The sequence below is a fragment of the Spartinivicinus ruber genome (genome assembly GCF_011009015.1).
In the GTDB taxonomy this organism is placed as follows: Bacteria; Pseudomonadota; Gammaproteobacteria; order Pseudomonadales; family Zooshikellaceae; genus Spartinivicinus; species Spartinivicinus ruber.
Genome location: NZ_CP048878.1, coordinates 2,630,293 through 2,651,709, shown reverse-complemented (window position 1 = coordinate 2,651,709; position 21,417 = coordinate 2,630,293). Strand labels below are relative to the sequence as shown.

Here is a 21,417-nt window from a genome sequence, read left to right as displayed (position 1 = left end):
ATTCTGGAGAAATAGTACACAGTTCACCGACCCCTGTCAAAGGGATTTTTTATTTTTTTCTAAATACTCACTTAAATGGAAAATAATTTGAGCGTTCCATTTATGAACTTGCTTTAAGCATACTTCATAACGTGTATACCAACGTTCACGCCAGCACTTTTCAAATATGCCACAAAACTCAGCTTGCTTTATTTTTGTTAGTGGTCTTCTGCCATCGTTACAATTACACTTTCTGAATTTATTTGATCGCTTATCAATGCCTGTGCCTTTACAAACATCACATAGGTTTTCAAATACTATTTCGTTAATCATTAGTCGGGCAAATTGCTTAAAGAACATTAATGAGCGCTTTTTGTCATTTGGCCATGGTTCGCGCCATTTTTCCTTCACCCCCACACCTATCACATACTTTTGAACCAGGGTATCCAACTCATGTAATACTGTTTTATCACCTGCATACTTTAACAATCCTAATAAGTACGCCTCCCGAGGTAGGTTACCCATACCCAATGCACCAGCAACATCTTCAGCGGTTAATTGGGGAGTACCGCCAGGCACACCTTCATAATTGATACTGCCATGGGCTAATAATGCCATTACATTTGCATTTACCATACTTCACTCCTTCAAGGGTTTATTCGTTCTTACTAATATGTATCAGCCTCTCTACCATTATAAGTAGCGGTAAATTAGAGGCTTTCTTCTTGTTATTGGTGTTCTTGATTTGTGCTTGTTAATTTGGTGTTAGCCTCTCTAATTCAGGTATTAGCAGCTGATTTAGGCTTAATACGTTGTACTTAGTTTGTTGTGTGTCTCACCCCCTAATCTGGTCTCAGGCTGTCTAGCACGGATACTAGGAACCAACAGACAACAGCTTTTGTATCAGTTCTACCGCTCGGCCACTATGGATTAGCTCGCTGTTGCAGCGGTAGATGTTCCAGCCAAGGTTCATCGCTTCGTGGTATTTCTCCATGTCATTGGCAAAGCCTTTACCCCTTGTGTGTCTCCCGTTTACCCATCCACCGCCTTCTACCTCTACTGCTAACTTTTTATCAGGCCAGACGAAGTCAAATCGCCACTTTCTTATGGTTCGGTTACTGGCATGGGGAGCCTATGGGCTTTTAAATGAAATTCTAAAGTGGCTTCAAGCTGGCTCATCTTCATCTCTGTATTATTTTGTGATTTATTGCTCACTCTTTAGCTATACATTTAAACATCACTTGTTGTATTGTTTGACCCAGTTTACATAGGACCTTGGCCATCTAATATGGCGCATTGCCTCAGCCTTACCTGTGATCCACATCCTTTTAACTGAGGCGATGTTTTTTTTATTTTTCTACTGCATGGCCATGTAATTGGCTTAGTTTTAAATAAACTTCGTACATGGCTTGAGCTTCATTGTCTGGTCCACTGCGGGTGTGCCATTCAACTACACCATCTAGGCTGTATGTGATGCCTTTTCCGTCTTCCCATACCCATTGACCGGGCTTTACGTTTATTGCCGTTTTACTAACTGCAGGCTTGGCTAATTGCTTGAACATTGATTTGGGGAATTCTTTTTTAATTAGTTGTAGGTTGATGGTTGTCATTGGTTTTCCCTTATCCAAGTTTTTAATCCTTCTGGTAGAGGACAGTGATTTTTAGCAAGTAGGTGTAAGCATTCGATGTACAGCTGATGTTGGGTGCCGTAGCGTTTTTCAAATCTGGCTTTGTATGGGTGGATTGCCCAACCTTTTAATAATTGATTGCCGGTACCTTCTTGGTGGTGTCCAGCGCAAAGCGGTAATACATACCAATGAGCATGGTCTTTGGTTCTGCCATCGATATGGTGGATTGATACCCAGTTGTTGTGGTTTCCGGCTTTTCTGCATGCAATACAGCCGACATGTGTTGCTAATGCATCATGGAACTGTTTTTGTTCTTTGGTTACTGTACGTCCAGATAGCAATTTGTTGTTCCTGAATCTAAATTAAAAATAGAAACTGGCTTAAAACCGAGGACTTAGGTTAATTATGAAGGGAAAAAAGAGGCGTGTTTAGGTGCAATATTGCACTTATTAAAAGTTATTTTATTTATTTTCTGTTAAAAACTTATTGTCAATAGCTACTTATAGCATTATCTGCCACTCTGTGATGAGCAACACGCAAACATCTCTATAAATTTGACTACATTACATTCTATTGCTTAGCATTTAATGCGTTTTTTAATTTACTTATACCTTAAGTGATGAGGAATATTCGTGAAAAAAATTCTTGCTTCTTTTTGTATTGCTGCATTAGCAGCACCAAGTTTTGCAAGTGTTAACGGAGTAGATACAAATAAACAATATTCATGGATGGTCTCATTATTACAAGATTATGATGAGCAAGACTCAGATGAAGATGCAGCTAAAGATAGTCATGTTTGTGGAGGTATGTTAATTGACCAATCATGGGTATTAACAGCTGCCCATTGTGTCTATAATGAAAAGCCGAAAGATTTTACTGTAGCAATAGGTGCAACAAATTTAGTTGAAGAGCATAAAAATAAACAGCTATATACACGCAAAGTTGACAGAATAATTCTACATCCAAAGTATTTTGATGAAGATAGTGTTTGGCGAAGAGTATCTTTTGGTGAAAATGATATTGCACTACTTCGACTAAAAGATCATGTAGATACAAATAAAGTAGCTCCCATTACAATTACTGACCAGCCGGTTCAGGTTGGAACTGAAGCCAAAGTAACTGGATGGGGACTTATTAAAGAAGGTGGAGAACCTAAGCTAGCAGATCTTGAATACCAAGGTGTTATTGTCCCCATAGTTGATGAACAGGAATCTGGAACAACACCATCAATTAGAAAAGATATATACGTACAGGTAACTGATTACCAGTCATGTGAAAAAGCAGAAACCAAGACCCTTATCGACGAGTTAGATACCGCTGAAGACCTGCTAGAAAAAGAGCAGACATTCCAAGATTTGCATACTGTAAAGTATAAGTTAAAAAGAGAGATCAATGACATAGAAATGAAAATATATGACTTGGAACCATCCCCATATGATGCGTATGAGGATATGGATCCATCCAAAGATAAAGTCAAATACGAAATTAAAAATAATCCAGTACTCAAAGAACCCGATGATTTATCAGAATATTTTCAATTAAAGAATAGGCTTGAAAGATTAAAATTATTCTACTCAGACGTTGAAAGCTCATACGATGAGTTTAAACCCAGCCTTGATCATCGAGCAGAACTAACTATGATTCAAGATATTGAAAAAGGCTACAATAAATTAGTTTCACCAGAAAATATGATATGCACAATACCCTCATTATCAAATAAAGCCCATCCTGAATCAGGTGTATGCAATGGGGATAGCGGAGGCCCTTTATTTACTGAAACTGATGACAAAGCAACACTCATTGGTCTTGTTAGTTGGTCACAAAAAGCGTGTGGTAATAAAGATGCGAATGATATATTTACTAACGTGTATCAATACAGGGACTGGATCTTTAATACTATGAAAGCCCATCAAGCATACTAGCTAAGCGTTTATAGTATGTATTTCAGGGCATATTATTATATATGCCCTATATCTTCCTAAGCATTAATTGCCCCCTTCACAATATTGAATACTTGTCTTCTAGACAAAGCATATTTAAGAGCAATAAGATCAGCCCTAGATACCCCCAGTTTTGGTGCTATTGATTCATATTCTTGCTTGAGCAACCGGTTTCTAAGCGTTTTAAATTCATTTTTAGCTGGCAGGTGAATAGTTTGACCTTTAAATCGGTCTGCTATCTTCCTAGGGCCTGTTAACACTAATTAGTTTGTCGACGATAAGTGCAAAGTGAATAAAAAAGCGAAAAGTAGTATCTAATTTTTCAAATCGAGAGAATATACGTCTAAAGCCTTTTAGCCTACGAAATAAGCGTTCAACTTCATTACGTTTCTTGTACATTTCACGATCATACTTCCAAGGTGATAACCGATTACTTTTTGGCGGAACCACAGGCTCCATATTTAAATCAAATACGAGTTGCCTGGTTTCGTCACCTTCGTAGGCTTTATCCATAATGACGTGCGCACCTTCCCAGCCACAGTTTTCAAGCCTTTTTAATCGCTTTCTACCTTCCGGTGCATCACCTGCTTGACCTGGAGATAATGAAAAAGTGACCGCCGTTTGATCATCTGCTGCTACCAGGTGAATTTTAGTTGACCATTTTCCTCTTGATTTACCAATCGCTTGTGGACCGTTTTTTTTAACGCGCCTGTACCATCAGGATGAACTTGTATGATTGTGCTATCGAGCGACACAAGATCAACCTGGATATTGATGACATCAGCTTCTTGTAATACAGAAAAAACATCATCTAAAACACCTTTTTTGGCCCATCGATTAACGCGTGTATAAATGCTGTGCCAGTTGCCAAAATATTTCGGTAACCCTCGCCACTTACACCCATGCTCGGCAACATAGAGAACGGCGTTGAGTACTTGTATATTCGATAGTTTTACATTGCCGCGCTGAACAGGCAGCAAGTGTTCGATCATTTTAAATTGTTGTGTTGTAATCTCCATGAGCCTATTGTAACAACATTAGTGTTAACAGGCCCTAGCTGATTCTTGACCTACAGCCAGGGTTATAAGGTGGCTGTTACCTATAACACGGGGAATGTATACTCTAGCACCCCCAAGGCACTGACCTAGCTTAATCGCTGCTTGTTCTCCGATAGTTTCGGTTAGCTCGTTCATGATTGACATGATGTATATCCCCTTTGGATCGATATAAAGCACTAGGCGTGAACTTCTTTATTTAGTTGTAGTCATACTGATTACACGGCTACTCCCCGTGAGCATTGCTTCGTTGCACCACCCCCAAGCCCTAAACCAGCGTTGACGAAGCAGTGCTTTTTTTATTTGGCTATTCCTAGTCTTAATGCTGCTTCCTTTACTATCAGAAGATCATCACCATAATCCCATGGATGTTCACCAAAGTAAGAGCCATTGGGGTCAAAGTAATCTGCTCTGAATTGAGCACCTTTTGATATGTGATTTCTGAAGAACTCAACGAGTCATCTTAATGTTCCACCACGGGTAAAGCCTTTCCAGCCATATTGATAGTGGGTATAAATACGTTTTTTAGTGTATTAGTCAATGAACCAAATTTTTCCACGCTCATCGATTTCCATAAATGAAATAAATGGATGTTCTAGCTGCTTGCGATTCTCTGCATTTTCAGAGAAAAAACGCCAGCCACAGGTGGCAATAACTTTAATTTACATTACTTCTTGGAATTTTTTGAAGATTTTATTTAACCTTTTGCCATTTCTTACCTTTATCGTCAGTATCTCTGTTCATCACTTATGAATGACTAGCTCTTTGACTAACTTCTTTAGCTGTGCTACCTATAAGTAAGTAAGCAGTTGCATGGCTGTCAGTATTATGTTTATTCTTATCGGTGGCCTACTTTGTTTAGTAGGATGGATATGGTTAATTATTATTGCCTTCCAAAACAACAAAATTGTATGGGGTATTTTAATCCTCCTATTTACCCTGCCTGGTTATCTGTTTGGAATACTCAATTGGAATTTAGCTAAAACCCCATTTATCTTACTTGTTGTTGGTACGGTCTTAATAATCATTGCTGGACCCAGTGAGTTGAAAAAATACTCAAGTCAATATGAATTAGAGGGTAATATACCTATTGTTACTGTTATATCGTGTCCCCTTTCCAAGCGTGCGTGACTCGTACTTCTTGCCTCTGATAGCCTAACCTCAACCGTTTTCACCTAAGTTGAGGTTACTTAATGACCGAAGAAACAACTTTCACTAAACCACCATTAACCTTAGAGTCTGTGAAAGCCAAGTTTGAGCCCTGGCGGCAACAACCTGGTACACGACGACCATTTTCTAAAGTGTTTTGGTTAGATATCATTACATTGCAAAAGCATTATAAATGTGTCCCCTCGGTAAACATGAGTAAGTGAAAAAATTTATACTAACTCACGCTTACTGAGGGGACACCTTTATTTAGTTCATTTACTGCCTCAAGGCGCTGGTGTCTGGCTTTATTATTCATTATTCACCTATAATAAAATTGTAAAAATATTGATGTATATCTATTCTTGTTATTGTATTGACTCCGCTTCACATTGCTTCGTCGCTGTACTCCTAGACCCACTGGCGAAGCAATGTTTTTTTACCTATTTAACATTCCCTTAATTGCTGCCATGGCATCTGTTTTATTGTTTAAATGACTTAAGCCTGCCTGTTGAATTGATTGTTGTTGCTGTTGATCGTGGTAAGCCTTGTTTCGTTCAGCAATAGTTTGTTGTATCTGGCCAGGTAACGCTTTGGGTATATCGCTGATGGGCTCACCCTTGAGTATTTTCTTGGTGATAATATCATAGTTCCTGATGAAGACGGGCAGTATGTGTTTTTCTGCCATTGACTTTAATTCAAAGAAACCCGTTTGTTTTGCTGCTTCGTATACGGCTTGATGAGTCCATTTAGCTTTTAGTGGCTCATGGCTATGCCTGCACGCTTCACGGTAGGCAATTTCTGCCTCGGGTAATCCCAGTTCTTCAAGCTTTGGTTGGCAAAACTTAATGAATTCTGATGGCGTAGGGACAAACGCTTTTCCCTGGTTACGCACGTTTTTAAGGCCGTAGTAAATTTGAAAGTCAGTGTTAATGCTATTCTCGATAAACGCTTTTAACCACTCTTGTTTAGCTAGGTTAAGCGATTCGTTATCAGGATAAGCATGACTCCACGCGGGACAGCAGCCTTTGAGCTTTTGAAAAACATGGTTAATTAGCTTAACCGCTATTTTTTTATCGTCAGCTGTTAACTTTTGCTGAAGTGGTAACTGACCATGCTGCAAGTTAGGTGTAATTTCGTTGATGCGTTTCATTTGAAAACCTCCATATTGTCCGCCCAGGTTTCATCATCAAGATCAACGGATTTCTTAGTTGATTTACTGGCAAGGTTTTTGGTTTCTTGCTCGATATTTTCCACTTGCTGCTGAGTTTTCTTTTCCAGCGCCTGGTTAAGCTGTTGCTGCCGTTTCCGTTGGCTTTGGTAATACGGCCATTGATTAATCAAGTGTTGTATGAATTTGGCTGTCCAGGCTGGGTGAAGTGTTTCAGGCTGCCTAAGCCAGTAGAGTTTGAACTCATCGAATTTCACGTTAGCAAAATCAGGGTTAATGCCTGCTCGAATTAAGCTTGATTTCACCCACTCCCAATCAGGTTGCCAGTCCGCTGTCATGGGATTGCCTTGGGTTTTAACTCGGGTTTCGTATTTTTTTTGAAAAATATCGGGATCTGAATTTTTGACCTCGCGCGCGGTTGTTATAGTTGTGTTTGATGATTCTAATGATGATTCTAGGGGTACCACAGCTGTGATACCCTCCCCCTTACAGAGCTTTGACACCCCTTCTGTTATAGGGGTATCAGATTTTACCCCCTCATTTTCTTGAAGTTCCTCAGTTAGTGGTTCTTTAATAGCTGCGCCAACATGCAAGAAAAAACCATTCGTGCTTGTCGCTCCATTTGCTCGCGTTCTTTGTTGTTTAGTAATTAAATTTAATTCTTCTAATGATTTTAAGTGTCGTCTAACTGTCTGCTTGGACATTGAGGATTTATGCGCAATCGTATCCATTGAAGGCCAACAGTAACCTTGGTCATTTGCATTGTCAGCCAACGACAATAAAACAATTTTTTTATAGGGTTCTAGTTTCGACAGGGTAAATACCCAAGACATCGCTTGAATACTCATAAATCCCCCTCCTGAAACACTGCATTGATGTTGATTTCTTCAGCAGCTTTCTGCATAATATTTACATCCTTTTGTTGTTAAAAAAACTGCTTCTCTTGGTCGGGTAAAGCAGTTTTTTTATGTCTGAAATTTACCTCCGCTAAACTACAACTAAAAAATTCAGCACATAAAAATACCTTGCCAGCAAAAAACTATTGATTTGCCAGCTACTAAATTAGGTTTTAATTATTTATATTGAGTATTAGGCCCAATAATTAATAACGAATAAATTAACCCGATTGTGATTTTGAATAGATACACGGCAGATTCATTATCGCTACTTCCATATCAGCTCTCCCTTTGAGCACTGTACAAGTAGTCAGTATTTTTAGTTTCAATGACAGCTAAACAGAAACTCGGTATAGTTTTTACACAACATGAGCGCTAGAACTACAAGAGCCGGGTGTTTCCGTCTCCTTTAACACTCACCCCCAAACTTTAGGCGTAAGGGTGCCTCTCAAGCACTAGTGTTAGTGTTGATAAGGGTTTATTATGAGGCCGGGCTTTCAAATGGAAGTCCGGCTTTTTTGTTATTAAAGCAATCCTATATCTAAACTTTTGTTAGATCAAGCTTAGTAGAGAATTAAACTTTATGGCAGAACTATGGCAAAAGCTGAGAGCACGCAGAAGAGAGCTTGACCTTACACAGCGTGAAGTGGCCAGTTTCTGCGGGGTTAGTCATGGAGCAGTAGCTCAATGGGAGGCTAAAAATCCTGAAACACGAGTAATACCACGGAAGAAAGCATTAAATAAGCTTAGTGAAATTTTAGAAGTAGATACTGACTGGTTTTTTGATGACTCCATTGGTTTGACCAACTATGACGAATGCATTAGTGATGTAGAAGAAGATGATTATATTGAATCCAAAACTAAAGCTGAAAACTATCAAACAAAGATGCAAGTATTAGTAGACTTAAATAGTTTACTTGTTCGCGACAAACTTACCGATGAAGATGTAAAGATATTACGTACAGTAGTAGATATAGCAACCAATAGGAAGTCATAATCCCTCCCTCTAACTTCCCCTCCCACCATTTTAAATGCCCCCTATAAATCAAAAAAACTATTAATCACAAGCTTTTAATTATTAAATTCAATTTATAATCTAAGCAATTCTAAAATATGCTTATTTTAAACTAAGCAATACTTAGAGCTACGGACGGTTTCAACAATGATTACTACAGATGGATACTGGCAAGCGCATTTAGACAATTCACATCTTACATCGCGTGAAACTCAATTCTGCTTAGGCTTACTGTCTGGCAAAACTGACAAAATCATTGCACGCGAACAAGGTGTAGAGCCTGGCACAGTTAGCAACAGAATAAAAAACGTACATTACAAGCTTAAAACTACCAATCGAGCACATTTAGTGGCCGAGCTAATTCGGTTAAAGATTGTCACCCTTAATGTTTCGCCAGTGGTGATGATGTTATTGGCTGCATTTGTTGTTAATTGTGTGCCGATGGTAGTGAATGACGACCCTGATAAACCCAGGCAGGCCCGTGTTACACAACGGACCGTGAGACGGCAGGAGTATATGTCGTTAGACGATAATTCAAAAGGAGACGAGCCATGTATGAAAACGCAACTGTATATCACTTAAAAGCTAATGCTGATTATGTTGTTGAGCGGTTATTAGGTGGAGTTAGAGATGCGGAGTTTACCCCTTGTAGTAAATATCAAGAATTAAGTTATGGATTTGTACCGGTTAAAAAAGGCAGTTACCTGGAAACACGAAAAAAATTAGCAGTATTCAAAGTTAAATTAGAGAAAAAGGTATTATCACCTACTGTTTTAAGGCAGCGTGTCATTGAAGCTGTTGAAGACCATAAAGACCTTACTGGAGAGCGTCTAACAAAACTGCAAATTGAATGTTTACGGAAAGAAATTAGAACTGGACTGATTCCTCGGGCACCCAAAATAACGACAGTAATTGAGGTTTATATTGATACTGAGCAAGGCTGCTTGGTCGTTAATAATCAAGATACCGATGTAAATAAACTATTTCTACAGTTATTTATACAAATGGTTAGCAGCGGCAAAGCCGGCATAATGCTAGAGAACACGGTGGCGGCATGACTATGGCTACTCGCTTACCTAAGAACGACATAATTAATAATCAGCAGCTAAGAAGGAGAAAAACAGAAGCCGATTTACTATGGGATAAAATAACCGAAAAATATCAAGCTGATTTAGCTATTCATAACAATCTGCGCCGTCGTATGAGATATGTGCTTGATAAAACTCGGCATAAATTATTTGTAGAACCAGCAACTTTTTAAATTAAATAAACATTAGTTATTAAATGCTCAATATTGAGCCACGGCACTTTATTGCCTAAAAAAGGAGCTCTTATCAATGAATGAAAATACTCCCTTTAGCCAAACAGTTGCATACATCAATCGAGGTAGTCTGGATAGTGAGTTAACTGAAACACTATCTGAACTAGTGCAGGCTGTAAGAGATACCTGTAAAGCAGGCAGTATTACCCTGCAACTCAAAGTACAAATGCTCAGTGCAAATAATGAGGATACCGTAAAAATCACCCCCAATATTAAATCAAGTATTCCACAGCATGAGCAGCCGCAAGCAATTTTTTGGTCTACTGCAGATGGTGATTTACTTCGAAATGATCCGAAACAATCAGAGTTAGACCTTAAAACAGTGCCAGAAACCAGCACGAATCAAAACCTGAAGTCTATCAATTAATAAGCAGTAAATTTCACTTTAAGCAAAAGGAGACAGCATGGAACACAATAACGTACAAGAATTAATTAAATTAGGGGCTAGCCAAGTCATACATAATAAGGAAGGCATACCCTTTGTTGCTATAAGTAGTGACTATAAGTTGGTGAGCATTGAAGACTATCTGCCACACCCTATCAAAACACGGCAGTATGTGAAAATGAATACGGTTAAATCATTTATTGAGTATGTTAACCGTTTTAAAAACCCTCATACGACCATATTTGCTGACGACCAGTCTCACTTATTTAAAGGCATTATTGATTTTCATGTTTCACAAGATGAGCCAAGAAGTGGTAAGCATACAGTTGAGTATGGCTGCCCACTTTCTCGTGAATGGGAAGCTTGGCAGAACAGAAATAATGAAAAAATGGACCAAACCTCCTTTGCCGAATTTCTCGAAGAAAGAGCCGAGGATATTGTTAGCCCCAGCGGGGCCGAGCTATTGGAAATTGCCCTGAAATTTAATGTTATCCGTAAAGCGGTTTTTGGCTCAGCTATGCGGTTAAATACTGGGGAATACCAGTTCACCTATAGTGAAGATAATCAAAAGGGAACCGTTGAATTACCTGAACAAATCAAATTAGGGCTAGCCCCTTTTCATAATGGTGAAAAATACGAAGTGAAAGCCAAGCTTTATTATCGGCTACAAGAAGGCAATCTGTTGTTGTGGTACAAGCTGGTAGAGCCTGAACGGGTGATTGAAGATGCTTTTTACGAAGTTACCCAAAATATTCAAGTTGGTGTTGGCGACTTGATGGTGATTGAAGGTAAATCCTTAACTTGTTAATAATGACCAATGGTTTAGCAGGGAGCAGTCGCTAGACCTGAACCAAATAATACATTAGCAGAATATTTTATCTTAATAATTCAAAGTAAAGGAATTGCGATGATCAATGACAAATTAGGCTTACAGCCATGGAAACCACGCACTAGGGTGTTTAATTATCGTCGAGCTAAAGCTGATAAAAAGGAAATAGGCGTCACTGAGTTTATTCTTGATCAATCGGCAGGCATTGCTAACCAGGCAATCGTTAAAATGCTGAATTTAGCTAAAACAAATAAATATTTTTTTAACTTTAAAAAGCTTAGCCAAGACAACCAACAACTAATCAAGAAAATTTACCAATATATTGAGTTTTTTGAGAAGCATAAAGGGCATAAGCCTTACTTGATTAGACTTACCCACGAACAAATTAGAGGTATTGAAAGTGACTGCGAAAAAGCAGGAATGCCACCCCCCCAAGATTTTCAAGGTGTTTTCTATGTGCACTATTTAGGAGCCGTTTAATTATGTTGACTGTAACACGTCGTATAGGTGAACCCCTAAAGGTTGGTGATTTCCAGTTGGTATTGCGAGCGAGAAGCGTGGGCGGAGTAACGCTCACAACCTTACATAGAGGCCATATTAGTATTAAAGATATTGAGTTTGGCCACCCCTTTAAGTTGAGTCATGAAATAACTGTTTATCCCTACCCCAGTAATAGGGAGAGTTTATCCAAATCAATGGGGCAGGCAAAGTTAAGTGTTAGTGCACCGAAGCATATAAAAATACTTCGGGACGAGGTTGAAACTGGCTTTTGTAGAAATAGTAAAACCAATCAAGCTTTTTTTGGAGTAATGAGCTAAGGAGGATTTATGCAAGAGGCTCCACAGGCAACTCAAGTAGTTACTGAGAGTGAACTTCAGGATATTACTGGTGCTAAGATGGCCTACAAGCAAAGGGAAGTTTTAGAAAAGCATGGTATCTTTTATATAGAGAGGCTTGATGGAGCAATCAGGACAACCTGGCACCATATTAACAACCCTCTCAACCGGCAAAAACTTGATACAGAAGAGCCTGACTGGAGTTCGATGGAGTGATAAATGGGCCGAAAACGCAATGATGAAAGCAGTAACTGGCTACCACCCAGGGTATATCGTGGTAAGTCAGCTTACGAATTCCACCCAAAATGTGGTGGCAATATCAGGCTTTGCAACTTAGATGCTAGCCGCAGTTTAGTACTGAAGCGTTATCAAGAAGAGCTAGAAAAATATACACAACAGTCCACCTCCTTTACTAGCTTGTGCCAAGAATTCATGACTTCAACTGAATGGTATGATCTTTCTTTAACCACACGAAAAGACTATGAAAAATACTTTCACAAAGTAAATAAAGTGTTTGGGAGAATGCTCCTAAGCAGAATCAGGCCACAACATATTCGTCAATACATGGATAAGCGAGGTAGAAAATCAAAAGTGCAAGCAAATCGGGAACACGCCTTTTTAAGTAAAGTGTTTTCCTGGGGATATGAGCGAGGAAGACTAAACAAAAATCCATGCCATGGCGTTAAAAAATATACAGAAAAACCCAGAGACCGCTACATCACTGATCAAGAATATGAGCTTATTTACAAGCATGCTTCACTAGTCGTAAAAATTGTTATGGAAATATCATACCTTTGTGCAGCCCGCATTAGCGACGTACTACATTTGACTTACCAGCAAATTCAAGAGGAAGGTATATTTATTAAACAAGGAAAAACTGGCAAAAAACAAATTAAAGCATGGTCTGAAGATTTGCGAAGAGCTATTAAATTAGCCAGAACATTACCAGGGCTTTCTTCCTTTAATGTTATCCATAAAGTTAATGGTACCCGATACAGCTATGATGGTTTTCGTTATCACTGGAATCTGGCTAAGAAAAGAGCACGACAAGAAATTAGTGAGCAAGGATTAAATATTAATCTAGATTTTACTTTTCACGATATTAAAGCAAAAGGTATTTCTGACTTTGAGGGGAGCCTTTCCGACAAACAAGAGTTTAGCGGCCATAAAACCATCACCCAAACTGAAATATATGACAGAAAAATTCGGGTAGTTCCAACCGTGAATCGAAAGGACAAAAAACACGACAGTTGATCAAACAAACGTTTGCTTGCGACTACTGGATATTATGAAAAGTATTATGAAATATTATGAAGCTAGATTGAGTTGGCGTTCAATAACGCTACAACTCTTTAAGATGGTGCCCGGGGCCGGAGTCGAACCGGCACGGAGTATTCCTCCGAGGGATTTTAAGTCCCTTGCGTCTACCAATTTCGCCACCCGGGCATTGAATTCAAACCGTAAAAATATGGAGGCTGGGGTCGGAATCGAACCGGCGTACACGGAGTTGCAGTCCGCTGCATGACCACTCTGCCACCCAGCCATATTTTTTGGAGCGGGAAACGAGACTCGAACTCGCGACCCCAACCTTGGCAAGGTTGTGCTCTACCAACTGAGCTATTCCCGCTTCAAGTGCTGCGTATTTTAGGCAACTAGGCTTTTATGTCAAGCTATTGTTTGCAAATAATTTTTTCTATCGTTTAATCGTTCAAAAACACAACAAATTGCAGCTTTATTGCTCTACATTACCTCACATTTCTCTCACTCTTCATTGCTTTTAGTGACTTCATGGGTATTTTTAAAAGGGTCAAGGTCTGGCCAGGCTGCTTTTAAATACACCACCATTGACCATAGCGTGAGAATGGCAGCCACATATAGCAGCCCGAATCCAATAAAATAACCTGTCGTTTCAATACCTACAGGTGCAGTTAACAACACAAAGATAGCGACCATTTGTGCTGTGGTTTTAAGCTTGCCTATAAAAGACACCGCTACACTGGTGCGCTTGCCTAACTCTGCCATCCACTCACGCAAGGCTGAAATAACGATTTCACGACCAATAATAATAAGAGCTGGTAAGGTCAACCAAAAGTTAGCGTGCTCTTCAACCAACAAGACCAAAGCAACAGCAACCATGAGTTTGTCAGCAACCGGATCTAAAAATGCACCAAAAGGTGTCGTTTGATTGAGCTTTCTAGCTAAATATCCATCAAACCAGTCGGTAATAGCAGCCACTGCAAAAATAATGGCACTAACATGATAACTCCAGGGCATCGGTACATAGTAAATAACCACAATGATGGGGATTAGTACTATTCTTAATGTGGTTAAAATATTTGGGATATTCATATAACAGCGATTATTGTTTTGCCAAAAGCTCAATTTGCTTGTATTACTGTGGCCAGTGTTTAAAGCACATGATATTAGAGGGATTATTCTGGATGTAAAGCATTATAAATAACCTCAGCCAGCTTTATACTTACCCCTGGCACTTTACTTAACTCTTGAGCAGATGCTTGTTTAACACCACTTATTCCTCCAAAAAACTTCAACAGTTGTTGTCTACGTTTAGTGCCAATGCCTGGTATGTCTTCAAGTTGGGATCGTTGTCTAGCTTTACCACGGCGCTGACGATGACCAGTAATAGCAAACCGATGGGCTTCATCGCGTATTTGCTGAATAAGTAATAATGCCCCTGGTTCTTTTAGTTGTATTTCCCTGAATTGCTCTGACTCATCTAACAGCCATAAGGTTTCTAAACCTGGTTTACGGGTAACCCCTTTAGCTACCCCTACCAGTTTAATATGGCTTAACTGCAATTCAGTGAAAATTTCCTGGGCCTTGGCCAACTGTCCTTTTCCCCCATCGATTAATACCAGGTCGGGTAAGGGCACCTCTGCATCCACCAACACCTTTTGATAACGCCGCTGCAACACTTCAGCCATTGCACCATAATCATCGCCAGCAGTCGCCTGCTTAATATTATAACGACGATAATCACTGGTGATGGCGCCTTGCTGACCAAATACAACACAAGAAGCAACGGTAGCCTCACCACTGGAGTGGCTAATATCAAAACACTCTATACGATTAATAGCGTCTAACCCCAAACCTCGTTGCAGTAAGTTCATGCGATCGGCCACTTGTTGTTTGTCGGCTAATCGACTGGCTAATTGCTGAGCAGCATTTTTTTCCGCCAGCTGCAACCACTGCCGTCGTTCTCCACGCACCTGATGCTTAAACAAGACCAAATGTTCCACTTGCTGGTTAATAGCATCCGTCAAACATTGGCTATCAGGCAAAGCTACAGGTAGTACGACCTCTTTCGGGTAATCGATTTGGTTCATCGACAAATAAAACTGCGATAAAAAAGCCGATATCTGTTCTGGTATGCTCTGTTCTGCACCAGTGGAATGGAAAAAGCTTCGTTGGCCCAATACTCGACCGCCTCGTACAAACATCACCACTAAGCAGCCTAGCTCACCATTGCTTGCATAACCAATGACATCCACCTCCCCTGCCTCACCGCTTACGGCCTGATGAGCCTGTACTTGTTGTAAATACTGAATTTGATCACGTATCTGGGCAGCCTCTTCAAAGTTTAACTGCTGAGATGCTGCTTCCATTTCTGCTACCAACTGGGCGATTAATTGTTGATTTTTCCTCGCTAAAAATAATTGTGAATGTGCAACGTCTTGCTGGTATTCTTCTTCAGAGACAAACCCGACACAAGGCGCTTTACAACGGTCAATTTGATATTGCAAACAAGGACGGGAGCGATTTTTAAAAAAACTATCTTCACACTGGCGTACTTTAAATACTTTTTGTAATAAATTTAGGCTTTCTCGTACAGCCCCAGCACTGGGAAAAGGGCCAAAATAATTTCCCGGTAACGATTTTTTTCCACGATGAAAGGCTAATCGTGGGAAAGTATCCTGACTGGATAAATAAATATACGGATAAGATTTATCGTCTCGCAGTAAAATATTATAGGGAGGCTTAAACTGCTTAATTAAATTTTGCTCTAAAATAAGTGCCTCAGCTTCACTATTGGTGACCATCACCTCAATACGGGTAATTTTATTCACCAATGCCATGGTTTTAGTGGTTAACCCGGAGGCACGAAAATAACTGCTAACCCGTTTTTTTAAGTTTTTCGCCTTCCCCACATACAGCACTTGATCTGATTTATCATACATCTGATAAATACCTGGCTTTTGGGTTAAACGGGCTAAAAATGTCTTGTAATCAAATTCTAATGAGGTTTCTGCGTTCACAGCAAGTGACTTAATGAGTTAACAGAAATGAGAAAACATATGTTGATACCCAGTGTAACGGGATCACCAGAAAATGAGAAGCCACCCAAAGGCAGCCGTGATAGGTTATAGTGAAAGACCGCAATGTGAAAGTTGATAGTGTAAACTTCGTGCTTATCAGTGGATGCTAATTCATCGCTTCAGCATCTAACATCCCATGCTTTACAGCAAGCAGAGTTAACTCAACGTCACTGCTGATATTTAGCTTATCGAAAATACGATAACGATAGCTGTTAACTGTTTTGGGGCTTAAACACAGCTTGTCAGAAATGGCCTGTACCTTATGGCAGTTAACGATCATCATGGCAATTTGGATTTCACGTTCTGACAAACTGTCAAAAGGCGAAGCATTATCTTGCTGAAAAGGTTTCAATGCTAGCTGTTGCGCAATATCAGGACTGATGTAACGTTTGCCTTGGTATGCCTTATGAATAGCGTCAACCATGTCCGATAAGTCTGCTCCTTTGGTAACATAGCCCGCTGCTCCGGCTTGCAATAAACGAGAAGGAAAGGGTTCATCCTGACAAACAGTGACGGCAATGACTTTAATATCGAGCCCAAGTCGATTGATTTTCTTGGTTGCTTCTAGACCACCAATGCCTGGCATTTTGACATCCATTAGCACTACATTTGGCTTGAGTTTTCTAGCCAGCTCTACTGCTTCTTCACCGCTAGAGGCTTCACCCACCACTTCAATACCATCAACATCTGCCAACATCCGGGTAATACCGGTTCTTACCAAGTCATGGTCATCCGCCACAAGAATATTGATCAAAAGGGACTCCTCGGCATTAACCAACTCAACATACACCTAACAAATCTAGCGTCTTTTTCGAGATTAGGAAATTTTTTGCCCACTTAACCATTTAAATTGCCAAGTAGACTCTAGTGTAGAAAGGGCTAAACATATCAGAATGAAAATTAACTGAATAGCGCCTTTTTGTTATAAAAACAGAAATTTGGCTAATTTTCCGATTATTTTGGTTAAATATTCATTTAATAATAGAAATGAGGCCATCTCTCCCACTCGCTGGCTATTTTTTAGCTAACTTTAAGCCATACAATAGCCAAACGAGTCAGTGAGTTACCTTTTACAGCAGTTTTTCTAAAGCAGGTACCACCTCAAACAAGTCAGCAACCAAACCATAATCAGCCACCTGAAAAATTGGTGCTTCTTCATCTTTATTGATGGCCACAATTACTTTACTATCCTTCATACCCGCCAAATGCTGGATAGCACCAGAAATACCAACAGCGATGTATAAATTAGGTGCGACGATTTTACCTGTTTGTCCTACCTGCATATCATTGGGGACAAAGCCTGCGTCAACTGCCGCTCGAGAAGCCCCAACTGCAGCACCCAGCTTATCCGCCAGACTATATAACATGGCAAAGTTTTCACCATTAGCCATACCACGCCCACCGGATATCACAATATCTGCTGCAGTGAGTTCAGGGCGATCTGACTCAACAATCTCTTCACCTACAAAATCTGATGTACCTGCATTGTGGACAATACTCAATGATTCAGCAACAGCATCACCTCCTTCAGCATCTGCAGCATCAAACCCAGTTGTACGCACTGTTATCACTTTCGTTGCAGCAGAGGATTGCACTGTAGCAATTGCATTTCCAGCATAAATCGGGCGAGCAAAGGTGTCAGCACTTTCAACACGGATAATGTCGGATATCTGATCAACATCCAGAAGTGCTGCTACACGAGGCATAAAATTCTTGCCGGTTGTGGTAGCAGCTGTCAGGATATGTCCGTAATTTTTACCTAGTTCTGCCACCAGCAGACTGATATTTTCCGCTAATTGATGGGCATAAGCTTCATTATCTGCCACTAATACTTTATTGATACCGGCTATTTTAGCGGCTTCTTCAGCCATGCTACCACACTGATGACCGGCTACCAGGATATCAATTTCACCGCCAATGGCTTTCGCTGCAGTGACAACATTTAAAGTAGCCCCATGCAGTTTACCCTGATGATGTTCTGCAATAACCAGTACACTCATTTAAATCACCTTCGCTTCATTTTTTAATTTATCAACCAGCTCTTCGACACTTGCTACCTTAATGCCTGCTTGACGCTCTGCTGGGGACTCTACTTTCAAGGTAGTAATGGTTGATTCCACCTCAACACCATAGTCAGCAGGCGATTTAGTATCCAAAGGCTTCCTCTTGGCTTTCATAATATTGGGTAACGAAGCATAGCGGGGCTCATTCAAGCGTAAATCAGTCGTAACGATAGCAGGCAGTTGTAGTCCAACAGTTTCCAAACCACCATCGACCTCACGAGTCACGGCCACTTTGCCATCAGTTAACTCAACTTTGGAAGCAAACGTACCTTGAGGCAATCCAGCCAAAGCCGCTAGCATTTGACCAGTTTGGTTGTTATCCGTATCAATGGACTGCTTACCTAAAATAACTAAGTCGGGCTTTTCCTCATCTACAATGGCTTTGAGGATTTTAGCTACAGTTAATGAAGTTAAGTGTTCATCAGATTGCACTAAAATACCGCGATCAGCACCTAAGGCTAATGCCGTACGAATTTGCTCTTGGGCTTCTTTAGGACCTAATGAAACTGCAACAATTTCAGTATCAGTATCTTTATGCTTTTCTTTTAAGCGAACGGCTTCTTCTACCGCTATTTCACAAAATGGGTTCATCGCCATTTTGACATTGGTTAAATCAACATCACTATTATCTGGCTTGACTCGAACTTTCACGTTGTAATCAATAACGCGCTTGACCGCTACAAGAATCTTCATGGATTCCTCGTATCATGTTCGTGGGTGAAAAACCTGTTAACAACAGGTAACTAATAATCGGCACAAAAAATACGACAATCCTTGTGCTAAAAAATTCGGTGGTATCTTGAACCGATAACTACAACAGGTCAAGAGATCACCAACTGAAAACTTTGTATCACCTATTTTAGATGGGCGAACAAAATAATCTGAGTATTCCTTAATGTAACTACTCGCTTAAAAACACCTATTTTGTCGCATACATAATTTGGTAACCTATAAGTGCCGTGGGTATCAACACCTAATAGGGTATACGAACTGTAGCATGGTATAACCTAGTATATTGTGCCCATTAGACAAAATTAAAACAAGCGTTTAAAATCGACCGTAGTCTGACATAACAATACAGCTATCTTCAAGCTAGCATTGCATGTAGAGATAGCTCTTAGCCTGGGTAGGAGATTATAGTGCAACGTGAATCGATGGAGTTTGATGTAGTCATCGTCGGGGCGGGCCCTGCAGGTTTAGCCACCGCCTGTCGGCTAATGCAATTAGCAACAGAGGCAAACCAAGACTTGACAGTATGTGTCGTCGAAAAAGGCTCTGAAGTGGGTGCCCATATTCTTTCTGGCGCTATCCTAGAGCCTACTGCATTGAAGGAATTATTTCCTGACTGGAAAGACAAAGGTGCTCCCATTAATACGCCTGTGACCCAGGATGATATTTATGTGCTCAATAATGCCGAAAAATCGGTTAAAGTGCCTCCCCTCTTTATACCAAAAACAATGCACAACGAAGGTAACTATATTATCAGCTTAGGCAACTTATGTCGTTGGTTAGCTGAACAAGCAGAAAATCTCGGTGTTGAAGTCTTTCCTGGGTTTGCTGCTGCTGAAGTATTGTACGACGATAGTGGTACAGTTAAAGGAGTTATCACTGGTGATATGGGTGTTGGTCATGATGGCCAACCAAAAGATGGCTATATGCCAGGCATGGAGCTACATGCTAAATATACTGTATTTGCCGAAGGTTGTCGTGGCCATTTAGGAAAGCAGCTGATTGCTAAGTTTAAATTGGATGAAGGTAAAGAGCCCCAACACTACGGTATTGGTATCAAAGAGTTATGGGACATCCCTCCCGAAAAGCATCAGCCAGGTTTAGTCGTACACACCACAGGTTGGCCATTAAAAGAAAGTGGTAGCCATGGTGGTTCCTTTCTTTATCATTTAGAGAATAATCAAGTGGTGGTGGGTTTAATTACTGACTTAGGGTATGAAAACCCCCATGTAAGCCCTTTTGATGAATTTCAACGTCACAAACATCATCCTGTCATTAAACAATATTTAGAAGGTGGTAAGCGTGTATCTTATGGCGCCCGGGCAATTGCCAAAGGAGGTATTCAATCACTTCCTAAAATGACCTTTCCCGGCGGGCTATTAATTGGTTGTGATGCAGGTACGCTAAACTTCGCCAAAATTAAAGGCTCTCACACTGCGATGAAGTCAGGCATGATTGCTGCTGAAACCCTATTTAAAGTTCTGTCATCAGAAACGGAAACTAAGCCAGAACCCACTGAATTTACTGAAGCATATCAAGCCAGCTGGGCCTATAAAGAGCTATATCAACAACGGAATTTTGGCCCTGCCATGCACAAATATGGCAATATTTTAGGTGCTGCTTTTGCCTATATTGATTTAAATATTTTCAACGGCAAACTGCCCTTCACTCTGCATGATTTAAAACCCGACTACGCACAAATGAAACCAGCAGCAGAGTGCAAAAAAATTGACTACCCTAAACCGGATAATCAAATCAGTTTTGATAAACTCAGCTCTGTATTTATTTCCAATACCAACCATGAAGAAGATCAACCCTGCCACCTAAAATTAGCTGATCCAGAATTACCCATTCGGGAAAACCTGCCTAAATATAATGAGCCAGCACAACGCTATTGCCCTGCCGGTGTTTATGAAGTGGTAGATGCCGAGGAAGGAGGTAAACGGTTTCAAATTAATGCACAAAACTGTGTACACTGTAAAACCTGTGATATTAAAGACCCAGCACAAAATATTACTTGGGTGACACCAGAGGGGGCTGGGGGGCCAAACTACCCCAATATGTAAAAAAGGGGCTAGGAGCCCCTT

Annotated in this window: 26 protein-coding genes and 3 tRNA genes; 14 read left to right on the top strand and 15 right to left on the bottom strand. The window is 40.2% G+C overall.

Going from position 1 to position 21,417, the window contains the following annotated elements:
- Positions 1-36: 36 nt before the first annotated feature.
- The 3 genes from G4Y78_RS12630 to G4Y78_RS12620 all read right to left on the bottom strand — a co-directional run bounded on the left by G4Y78_RS12630 (position 37) and on the right by G4Y78_RS12620 (position 1,948).
- Entirely contained in the window at positions 37-615 is a 579-nt protein-coding gene (locus G4Y78_RS12630) for a hypothetical protein (protein ID WP_163833358.1), read from the bottom strand.
- A 713-nt stretch (positions 616-1,328) separates the two neighbouring features.
- The gene (locus tag G4Y78_RS12625) at positions 1,329-1,589 is read right to left on the bottom strand and encodes a hypothetical protein (protein WP_163833357.1); all 261 of its coding nucleotides are present in this window, start codon (positions 1,587-1,589) and stop codon (positions 1,329-1,331) included.
- Positions 1,586-1,948, bottom strand: coding sequence for a Ref family recombination enhancement nuclease (locus G4Y78_RS12620; RefSeq protein WP_163833356.1), 363 nt, complete (start codon positions 1,946-1,948; stop codon positions 1,586-1,588). The genes G4Y78_RS12625 and G4Y78_RS12620 overlap by 4 nt, the downstream gene beginning before the upstream one ends.
- A 291-nt stretch (positions 1,949-2,239) precedes the next feature.
- On the opposite strand from G4Y78_RS12620, the gene G4Y78_RS12615 reads away from it, so the two are divergent.
- Entirely contained in the window at positions 2,240-3,529 is a 1,290-nt protein-coding gene (locus G4Y78_RS12615; RefSeq protein WP_163833355.1) for a serine protease, read from the top strand.
- Positions 3,530-3,790: 261 nt separating this feature from the next.
- Here G4Y78_RS12615 and G4Y78_RS12610 read toward each other — a convergent pair.
- Together G4Y78_RS12610 and G4Y78_RS12605 are read right to left on the bottom strand one after the other, a co-directional pair.
- Positions 3,791-4,566, bottom strand: a protein-coding gene (locus G4Y78_RS12610; RefSeq protein WP_163833354.1) for an IS5 family transposase whose coding sequence is annotated in 2 segments (ribosomal slippage) — positions 3,791-4,251 and positions 4,251-4,566 — 777 coding nt in all. Because the reading frame shifts where the segments join, the coding sequence is not laid out codon by codon here.
- 24 nt (positions 4,567-4,590) lie between these two features.
- Positions 4,591-4,749 (bottom strand): hypothetical protein, encoded by a 159-nt coding sequence (locus G4Y78_RS12605; RefSeq protein WP_163833353.1) that lies wholly within the window; start codon positions 4,747-4,749, stop codon positions 4,591-4,593.
- 666 nt (positions 4,750-5,415) lie between these two features.
- Between G4Y78_RS12605 and G4Y78_RS12600 the strand changes: the two genes are divergently transcribed.
- A complete protein-coding gene (locus G4Y78_RS12600; protein ID WP_163833352.1) occupies positions 5,416-5,733 on the top strand; it encodes a hypothetical protein in 318 nt (105 codons plus the stop codon).
- Positions 5,734-5,795: 62 nt separating this feature from the next.
- On the top strand, positions 5,796-5,975 hold the full coding sequence (locus G4Y78_RS12595) for a hypothetical protein (protein ID WP_163833351.1): 180 nt from the start codon (positions 5,796-5,798) through the stop codon (positions 5,973-5,975).
- A 212-nt stretch (positions 5,976-6,187) separates the two neighbouring features.
- Here the strand turns inward: G4Y78_RS12595 and G4Y78_RS12590 are convergent, their stop codons facing one another.
- The gene (locus G4Y78_RS12590) at positions 6,188-6,901 is read right to left on the bottom strand and encodes a replication protein P (protein ID WP_163833350.1); all 714 of its coding nucleotides are present in this window, start codon (positions 6,899-6,901) and stop codon (positions 6,188-6,190) included.
- Positions 6,898-7,767 (bottom strand): helix-turn-helix domain-containing protein, encoded by an 870-nt coding sequence (locus G4Y78_RS12585; protein ID WP_163833349.1) that lies wholly within the window; start codon positions 7,765-7,767, stop codon positions 6,898-6,900. Before G4Y78_RS12585 ends, G4Y78_RS12590 begins: the two co-directional genes overlap by 4 nt.
- 631 nt (positions 7,768-8,398) lie before the next feature.
- Between G4Y78_RS12585 and G4Y78_RS12580 the strand changes: the two genes are divergently transcribed.
- From G4Y78_RS12580 to G4Y78_RS12535, 10 genes are all read left to right on the top strand, one after another.
- Positions 8,399-8,812, top strand: coding sequence for a helix-turn-helix domain-containing protein (locus G4Y78_RS12580; protein ID WP_163833348.1), 414 nt, complete (start codon positions 8,399-8,401; stop codon positions 8,810-8,812).
- Between the two features lie 165 nt (positions 8,813-8,977).
- Entirely contained in the window at positions 8,978-9,412 is a 435-nt protein-coding gene (locus G4Y78_RS12575; RefSeq protein WP_163833347.1) for a helix-turn-helix transcriptional regulator, read from the top strand.
- A complete protein-coding gene (rdgC, locus tag G4Y78_RS12570) occupies positions 9,382-9,888 on the top strand; it encodes a recombination-associated protein RdgC (RefSeq protein ID WP_163833346.1) in 507 nt (168 codons plus the stop codon). The genes G4Y78_RS12575 and rdgC overlap by 31 nt, the downstream gene beginning before the upstream one ends.
- A 2-nt stretch (positions 9,889-9,890) precedes the next feature.
- Entirely contained in the window at positions 9,891-10,091 is a 201-nt protein-coding gene (locus tag G4Y78_RS12565) for a hypothetical protein (RefSeq protein ID WP_163833345.1), read from the top strand.
- 76 nt (positions 10,092-10,167) lie between these two features.
- Entirely contained in the window at positions 10,168-10,518 is a 351-nt protein-coding gene (locus G4Y78_RS12560; protein ID WP_163833344.1) for a hypothetical protein, read from the top strand.
- A 37-nt stretch (positions 10,519-10,555) separates the two neighbouring features.
- A complete protein-coding gene (locus G4Y78_RS12555) occupies positions 10,556-11,344 on the top strand; it encodes a DUF2303 family protein (RefSeq protein ID WP_163833343.1) in 789 nt (262 codons plus the stop codon).
- Between the two features lie 99 nt (positions 11,345-11,443).
- Positions 11,444-11,845: a hypothetical protein gene (locus G4Y78_RS12550; protein WP_163833342.1), complete on the top strand. Its 402-nt coding sequence runs from the start codon at positions 11,444-11,446 to the stop codon at positions 11,843-11,845.
- Between the two features lie 2 nt (positions 11,846-11,847).
- On the top strand, positions 11,848-12,183 hold the full coding sequence (locus G4Y78_RS12545; RefSeq protein WP_163833341.1) for a hypothetical protein: 336 nt from the start codon (positions 11,848-11,850) through the stop codon (positions 12,181-12,183).
- 9 nt (positions 12,184-12,192) lie between these two features.
- The gene (locus tag G4Y78_RS12540; protein ID WP_163833340.1) at positions 12,193-12,417 is read left to right on the top strand and encodes a DUF4224 domain-containing protein; all 225 of its coding nucleotides are present in this window, start codon (positions 12,193-12,195) and stop codon (positions 12,415-12,417) included.
- Positions 12,418-12,420: 3 nt separating this feature from the next.
- Entirely contained in the window at positions 12,421-13,455 is a 1,035-nt protein-coding gene (locus G4Y78_RS12535) for a tyrosine-type recombinase/integrase (protein WP_163833339.1), read from the top strand.
- Between the two features lie 104 nt (positions 13,456-13,559).
- On the opposite strand, the gene G4Y78_RS12530 is transcribed toward G4Y78_RS12535, so the two are convergent.
- The 8 genes from G4Y78_RS12530 to G4Y78_RS12495 form a co-directional block, all read right to left on the bottom strand.
- Positions 13,560-13,647: transfer RNA gene (locus tag G4Y78_RS12530), tRNA-Leu, on the bottom strand.
- Positions 13,648-13,670: 23 nt separating this feature from the next.
- Positions 13,671-13,744 (bottom strand) — tRNA-Cys (locus G4Y78_RS12525).
- Between the two features lie 8 nt (positions 13,745-13,752).
- Positions 13,753-13,828 (bottom strand) — tRNA-Gly (locus G4Y78_RS12520).
- A 134-nt stretch (positions 13,829-13,962) separates the two neighbouring features.
- Complete coding sequence (pgsA, locus tag G4Y78_RS12515; RefSeq protein ID WP_163833338.1) at positions 13,963-14,550, bottom strand: CDP-diacylglycerol--glycerol-3-phosphate 3-phosphatidyltransferase; 588 nt, start codon at positions 14,548-14,550, stop codon at positions 13,963-13,965.
- Between the two features lie 83 nt (positions 14,551-14,633).
- Complete coding sequence (uvrC, locus tag G4Y78_RS12510) at positions 14,634-16,478, bottom strand: excinuclease ABC subunit UvrC (protein ID WP_163833337.1); 1,845 nt, start codon at positions 16,476-16,478, stop codon at positions 14,634-14,636.
- A 166-nt stretch (positions 16,479-16,644) separates the two neighbouring features.
- The gene (uvrY, locus tag G4Y78_RS12505) at positions 16,645-17,292 is read right to left on the bottom strand and encodes a UvrY/SirA/GacA family response regulator transcription factor (protein ID WP_163833336.1); all 648 of its coding nucleotides are present in this window, start codon (positions 17,290-17,292) and stop codon (positions 16,645-16,647) included.
- A 316-nt stretch (positions 17,293-17,608) separates the two neighbouring features.
- Positions 17,609-18,538, bottom strand: a complete 930-nt coding sequence (locus tag G4Y78_RS12500) for an electron transfer flavoprotein subunit alpha/FixB family protein (RefSeq protein WP_163833335.1) — start codon at positions 18,536-18,538, stop codon at positions 17,609-17,611.
- Positions 18,539-19,294 carry an electron transfer flavoprotein subunit beta/FixA family protein gene (locus tag G4Y78_RS12495; RefSeq protein ID WP_163833334.1) on the bottom strand — a complete coding sequence of 252 codons (756 nt, stop codon included), beginning with the start codon at positions 19,292-19,294 and terminating at the stop codon, positions 18,539-18,541.
- Between the two features lie 446 nt (positions 19,295-19,740).
- On the opposite strand from G4Y78_RS12495, the gene G4Y78_RS12490 reads away from it, so the two are divergent.
- The gene (locus G4Y78_RS12490; RefSeq protein ID WP_163833333.1) at positions 19,741-21,396 is read left to right on the top strand and encodes an electron transfer flavoprotein-ubiquinone oxidoreductase; all 1,656 of its coding nucleotides are present in this window, start codon (positions 19,741-19,743) and stop codon (positions 21,394-21,396) included.
- Positions 21,397-21,417: the final 21 nt, after the last annotated feature.